Source organism: uncultured Thiocystis sp., from assembly GCF_903866365.1.
In the GTDB taxonomy this organism is placed as follows: domain Bacteria; phylum Pseudomonadota; class Gammaproteobacteria; order Chromatiales; family Chromatiaceae; genus Chromatium.
Genome location: NZ_CAIPNF010000028.1, coordinates 1 through 3,771 on the forward strand (window position 1 = coordinate 1; position 3,771 = coordinate 3,771).

Consider the following 3,771-nt stretch of genomic DNA (forward strand, 5'->3'; position numbering starts at 1 on the left):
ACACTTGGGCGGCTCTCCTGTGTGGATGGTTGCGCTCCGGTTCCGGCGCATGGGTTACTCCACCCCCTTCGCCTTCCGCTCGAACACCTGCACCGCCGCCTGCTCCAGCACCACCACCGCCCCGGCATCCGAACCCGCCTGAGCGCCGAGCTTGCCGGTCAGCGAGGCGATCCAGGACGGCCAGTCGCGCGCGGCCTGCTCCAGCTTCTTCCAGACCTTCGGCGGCAGCGTGGCCACCACCAGAGCCGTGTCCGTCTGGATGCCGATCTTCATGCCGACTTTGACTGGGAGGGGCTGAGGCAGTTCGGTCAACTTCACGGTGAGTTCGAGGCGACCAGACACGATGTTCTCCGGGGTCAGTGGGGCGTCGATGGGAAGGTCAGGCGTGGGCGCGGGCGTGGGTTCCTTTGGGCGCTCGGCGCGGATCTTGGGGATCGGCACGGCACCGGACAGCATGGCTTGCGCGTCGGCGGCATCGTCCTCGGTCACTTCACCGGCGGGCTGACCCTGGAGATCGATGCGGGGCGTCCCGGCACGCAACGCCTTCAGATACTTCACGCGCGAGCAGTAAGCCACCAGGGCACGGCGGATGGCTGGGCGCGGGTGTCCAACCGCGAGCAGATCCTCACGAATCCCGATCTTGAGCGGGCGCGGCTGTCGCCAGTCGAAGCAGGCTGGATAGCGCGCGGCCAGGTCGAGCGTTGGCGCGGTGGCACTCGCCGCATCCTCCGGCGCGTCCGAGGGCAGGGCCTCGCCTGCCAACCGCGCACGGGCATGTGCCGCTTCGCGGGCGGTGACGGCCCCGCTGCGCTGGCCGTCGAGATCCAGACGCGCCGCGCCTTCGCACAGTGCCGCGAGGTAGGCCGGTTGGGCGCAATAGGCCGCGAGCGTCTGGCGGATCTGGCGGCGGACTCCGAGTCGCGCCTCGCGGCGCGCAGGACCGCCGGGAACCGTCCGCACGGTCGGCCCCTGGTCGTCGATCCGGATCAGATCGCGGTGGATGTGGCGCTTGAGCGGGCGCGGCTGGGCCGGGTCGAAGCAGGCTGGGTAGCGCGCGGGCAGATCGAGCAGTGGCGTTGGAGCGGTTGGAGGGTCGGGGTTCGGGTCGGTCATGGTCTACGGTTCTCGGCAAGCGTCAGGCGGGATCGTCAATGGGCAGCACGAGATTCACGAGCCGCCAGGACAACCCCTCACGCTGTAACACGAACTGCGTTTCCTTGCCTTCGTCGTTGGGCACCCAGACGGAGAACTGACTGAGCGAGTCATAGGAGTAGCGCGCATTCTGCAATAAGTCCGCTTCCTTGGGTGGCGGTCCGGTGTCCGCTGTCACGGTTTGCTTGACGATAGATTCGGACGGTCGATCGCCTTTCATGACGTGCGCCAGTCCCGCCGGGGTCACGAAGGCATCGAGGATGCCATCGACCATCGTGGTCGCCAAACCCGCCGCCAGTGCGCCCAGGGGATTGTCCTTCAGTTCCCCTGCCGTGTTGTGCAGCAGGCGCGCGTTGAGCTGAGCCTTCAGATTCTGCCGCAACGTCGGAAAATCGACCTTGGCCGAGAGCCGGTCCGCATCCTTCTCGACAATGCCGGTCTTGATCTCGGCAATCGCGAGATACGGCCCCGCCGCCACGTAACCAAGCAGGGCGATCATGGCGACGCCGAAGATCCAGGCGACTGTCTTCATCGGTTTCTCCGGTGATGTCTCGTGGTGTCTAGGGGTTCGGCAAGCGGCGGGCGATCCGTCCTCTCCGGGCTGCCGTCGAGCACGGCAGACCGTGCCACACAGCTTTGCAGCGCGCCCTTGGACGCTTTCTCGATCCGCCCCAGCAACGCATGCGTCACCGACTTCAGCGCAAAGCGACGCATCAACTCCCGCTCCAGATACAGCGTCAGATGCGCGGCCATCTCGGCATCGGCCAGCGCGCGGTGGGCGCGCGCGGCGCTGGGCAGTCCAGCCATGGCGACCAAGCTTTCCCAGCTTGTAACTGGCCGCCTGGGGCAAGACCCGCCGGGCGACCAACATCGAACAGACGAACGTCTGACCGCGCGTGCGTCCAATTCTTGCCAGTTCCGCATCCCAGAACTTGCTGTCAAAAGCCGCATTGTGAGCGACCAGGGGCACCGTGCCGACAAAGTCCGCCACCTCGGCCATGACCTGTTGGGCCTGGGGTGCCTGGCGCAGCATGGCGGTGCTGATGCCGGTCAGTTGGGTGATGAAGGCAGGCACGCGCACCCCTGCGTTCATCAGGCTCTGGTAGCGGTCAATGATCTGTCCGTCGCGCACTAGGACCGCGGCAATCTCGGTCGCGCGGTCCCCGCCATTGGGCGAGAGGCCGGTGGTCTCGAAGTCGATCACGGCGATGGTGTCCAGCGTGGTGCTCCTGATTCACGACAGGTGGGCAGTCATTTCCCTTGGCATCACTTGACGGGCATCAAGCCCCTGTGCGCAAGTAAACGACGATTTGTTCGCTCGAACTTCATGTGTGCGGTATATTCGCACTACATAGATCGTCATGCCAACGGAAAAGGAGCGCAAGCGATGACGATCATCCAGACCGTCACCCTGACTTTTCGCGTCCGGCCCGAGATCAAGGCCGCGCTACGCGAGGCCGCCGAACGCGAACATCGCAGTCTGACGAACATGCTGGAAGTGATGATTTGCCACTATCAAGGGCAGGATCTTCAGCTTGGCCCCCTTCGAGGACACGCCGCGAACGGTTCTCAAGCCCACTGATTCGCTTGAGCCGATACCCTGGCAACGGAGTGACCGGAATTGATGGACCATGACGACCGTATCCGACAGGCTGCTTTCTTACGATGCCGGGAACTGTCGCGACGATTCGCTGGCTCGGTCCCTTGGGGCATGATCGAAGAAGGCTTCCAGCTTGATGGCGAACGCCTGTATCTGGCTGGAAAAGCAAGAGGGATTCACCGACCGAGGCAGATGCAACGCAGTGTGCTGAGCATCAAGACCACGCGACCCCGGAAAGGGCGAGTGGCCCGCTACGATGACAGCATTGGCAGTGACGGCTACTTCCTCTATGCCTTCCAGGGCAACGATCCCAGCAGCCGAGATAACACCTGTCTGCGTGAAGCCTTCGAGGACCAGTCCCCGCTGATCTACTTCTATGCGCTGGTCCCCGGCGTCTACCAGATTCTCTATCCCTGTTATCTCATGGGTTGGGATCCGCAAGGGCTCCGCTGCACCGTTGCCGTTGGCAGTCCTCACGAACTGCGGCTGTCGGATGAGATGCCCTGGCTCGCGCAGCCAATCGACCGTCGCTACAGCACCATTGAGGCGAAGGTCCGTCTGCATCAGGCCGAGTTCCGCGAACTTGTGCTCAATGCTTACGACCGGCATTGCGCGATCTCGAATCTACCCATTCCCGACCTTCTGCAGGCGGCGCACATCATCCCGGATCGCGACGAACGAGGGCGCCCGGAGATCAGCAACGGGCTTTGTCTATCGACACTCCACCACACGGCTTACGATCGCAACCTCCTGGGGATCGATCCCGAGGGCATCGTTCACATCGCCGGCTCTGTTCTGGAGCAGCATGACGGGCCGGCCTTGATCATAACTCCGGCCAAGACTGACTGCTGCGCTTGGTGATCGGTGTTGGAGGAATTGGCAGGATCCCCGGACTTTCATACCCTTGGAAGTGCCACCTCACCCAGGGGTGTGAACGATGCCCAATGATCCTGCCAAGCGTGACTGTAGACCACCCGCCGAGTCCCAACCACCTCCTCGTGCACCGCGCTCGGAGTTCT

General features: G+C 63.8%; 5 protein-coding genes and 1 pseudogene. 2 read left to right on the forward strand and 4 right to left on the reverse strand.

All coding sequences use genetic code 11. The features are described 5' to 3' along the window. Nucleotides 1–54 precede the first annotated feature (54 nt). The 4 genes and pseudogenes from QZY07_RS01500 to QZY07_RS01515 form a co-directional block, all read right to left on the reverse strand. The gene (locus QZY07_RS01500) at nt 55–1,113 is read right to left on the reverse strand and encodes a ProQ/FINO family protein (protein ID WP_295399284.1); all 1,059 of its coding nucleotides are present in this window, start codon (nt 1,111–1,113) and stop codon (nt 55–57) included. A 22-nt stretch (nt 1,114–1,135) separates the two neighbouring features. After that, nucleotides 1,136–1,684, reverse strand: a complete 549-nt coding sequence (locus QZY07_RS01505; protein WP_295399290.1) for a DUF2939 domain-containing protein — start codon at nt 1,682–1,684, stop codon at nt 1,136–1,138. After that, a complete protein-coding gene (locus QZY07_RS01510; protein ID WP_295399292.1) occupies nt 1,681–1,959 on the reverse strand; it encodes a hypothetical protein in 279 nt (92 codons plus the stop codon). The genes QZY07_RS01505 and QZY07_RS01510 overlap by 4 nt, the downstream gene beginning before the upstream one ends. A 67-nt stretch (nt 1,960–2,026) precedes the next feature. Beyond that, nucleotides 2,027–2,356, reverse strand: a pseudogene (locus tag QZY07_RS01515) (3'-5' exonuclease); the annotation flags it as partial. 183 nt (nt 2,357–2,539) lie between these two features. Here QZY07_RS01515 and QZY07_RS01520 point away from each other — a divergent pair. Together QZY07_RS01520 and QZY07_RS01525 are read left to right on the forward strand one after the other, a co-directional pair. After that, the gene (locus tag QZY07_RS01520) at nt 2,540–2,734 is read left to right on the forward strand and encodes a hypothetical protein (protein ID WP_295399286.1); all 195 of its coding nucleotides are present in this window, start codon (nt 2,540–2,542) and stop codon (nt 2,732–2,734) included. Nucleotides 2,735–2,944: 210 nt separating this feature from the next. Next, nucleotides 2,945–3,613, forward strand: a complete 669-nt coding sequence (locus QZY07_RS01525) for an HNH endonuclease signature motif containing protein (RefSeq protein WP_295399288.1) — start codon at nt 2,945–2,947, stop codon at nt 3,611–3,613. Nucleotides 3,614–3,771: the final 158 nt, after the last annotated feature.

Bases quoted from the DNA above. Each gene is read 5' to 3' on its own strand.
- QZY07_RS01500 (WP_295399284.1), bottom strand. From the start codon at position 1,113: ATGACCGACCCGAACCCCGACCCTCCAACCGCTCCAACGCCACTGCTC.
- QZY07_RS01505 (WP_295399290.1), bottom strand. From the start codon at position 1,684: ATGAAGACAGTCGCCTGGATCTTCGGCGTCGCCATGATCGCCCTGCTT.
- QZY07_RS01510 (WP_295399292.1), bottom strand. From the start codon at position 1,959: ATGGCTGGACTGCCCAGCGCCGCGCGCGCCCACCGCGCGCTGGCCGAT.
- QZY07_RS01520 (WP_295399286.1), top strand. From the start codon at position 2,540: ATGACGATCATCCAGACCGTCACCCTGACTTTTCGCGTCCGGCCCGAG.
- QZY07_RS01525 (WP_295399288.1), top strand. From the start codon at position 2,945: ATGCAACGCAGTGTGCTGAGCATCAAGACCACGCGACCCCGGAAAGGG.